Here is a 1,404-nt window from a genome sequence, read left to right on the forward strand (position 1 = left end):
AACGCCAAATATTTTAAAGAAACGCACAATATGAGGGATTGGATCAACGTAATCAGTCAAATATATCCCTCCTATTCTAAAATTAATCGAACCTGCGTTTCAGCTACCTGCTGCATACGTGGTTCTGCTCTATCTAATGCTCTGGCCATAATGTTATATCTATTTTCTAAATGAGAAGCGTAAGAAACATCAGAGCCGATTTCTAGGTTTGTTTTAGCTTCACCCTCTGTCAACTCATGAACAACATCTGCTTCAGTAGCATCACGCTCACCTTTACCGCTTTTATTGGTATAGGGAATGTTGGTTAAATAACCAATAGAGTTACTTCTTTAGCTTCATCTGCCCATACCATTCCAGCTGCTTCAACAGCTTTTTGGCGAGCTTCTTTTAACTTCCCTGGTATTTGTCTAGCGAATTGGCGCGCTTGCGGATCTAACCTTACATTGATGTTAATCCCCATTTAATCACGCTCCTTTTTTAACTCCACTTCATAATGATGGAGTCTAATCTTGCTATATTCACGGGATAATTTCTTAACTCCATATACACCAGGTAATAAGGAATTATCTTGCTTATCTCGTATATCTTTTATCAGCATGGTTTCTTCAATTTCTTGAGAAGCGGCTAAGTAAAGGATTGGTTGGATAATAATATCGGCACCGTTATCATTATTGGTCACTCGTTTTTCTATTTGATCAAAGCGACAATGAACATCTGGTATATCCTCTTGCCCGTATATATCTCGGCCGTAATCATCTTGGCCAATAATAACGTTCTGTTTTATCAAAGTGCAGCGATGGACTAGCAAGCTTTCAAATCTCATCGTTTCACCCTCGATGGTCCAGATACACCAAAAAAATTGAATCCAGTAATAGTATTGTTTGTCCGTAACGAATCGAGAATTAAATCTAATTCTTTAATCCCTGTTCTATTTGCTCCGAATTTCATTTCATCTGCAGTATTCCCACCTAATGCATCGCGAAGTGTATAAGAGTAATTCCCTATTTTCTCGCTAGATGCTGCGCTCAACTGCGCCTCTTTCATTTCCGGATGGTCTTGGTACCAAAGATACTCAACGAGCAATACGGTAGCAGTAAGGAGGTCTGAGAGTGTCTGTTTATTCGTCTCATTTTCGAATGTACGTTGCACTTCTCTATGAATCCATGAAGCAGCACGGTCTATATATAACTGTAGTTTTTCATCAGAAAGAGAAGAAACCTCTATAAAAGAGGTCCTTTCTTTTACAACTGCAGGAGAAGCATACATATCACTTCACCTCAACGATAAAACCATATTCAATTCGATCTAATAGCGTTTTTGATGGTGCTGCAGGTAGTTCTTTTTCTTGATCTCCAGCCAAAGTAAAAGACCCTTCCGCATAGCATTCTGCATACTGTGTGTTAG

General features: G+C 39.0%; 3 protein-coding genes. All 3 read right to left on the reverse strand.

Going from position 1 to position 1,404, the window contains the following annotated elements; genetic code table 11:
* Positions 1-304: 304 nt before the first annotated feature.
* From R7Q41_RS24005 to R7Q41_RS24015, 3 genes are read right to left on the reverse strand one after another with little or no spacing between them, the layout of a single operon-like run.
* Positions 305-460, reverse strand: a complete 156-nt coding sequence (locus R7Q41_RS24005) for a hypothetical protein (RefSeq protein ID WP_318144705.1) — start codon at positions 458-460, stop codon at positions 305-307.
* Positions 461-823 (reverse strand): hypothetical protein, encoded by a 363-nt coding sequence (locus tag R7Q41_RS24010; protein ID WP_318144706.1) that lies wholly within the window; start codon positions 821-823, stop codon positions 461-463.
* Complete coding sequence (locus R7Q41_RS24015; protein WP_277499360.1) at positions 820-1,266, reverse strand: hypothetical protein; 447 nt, start codon at positions 1,264-1,266, stop codon at positions 820-822. Before R7Q41_RS24015 ends, R7Q41_RS24010 begins: the two co-directional genes overlap by 4 nt.
* Between the last annotated feature and the right edge of the window lie 138 nt (positions 1,267-1,404).

This window comes from Vibrio sp. 2096, assembly GCF_033339595.1.
Lineage (GTDB): Bacteria > Pseudomonadota > Gammaproteobacteria > Enterobacterales > Vibrionaceae > Vibrio > Vibrio alginolyticus.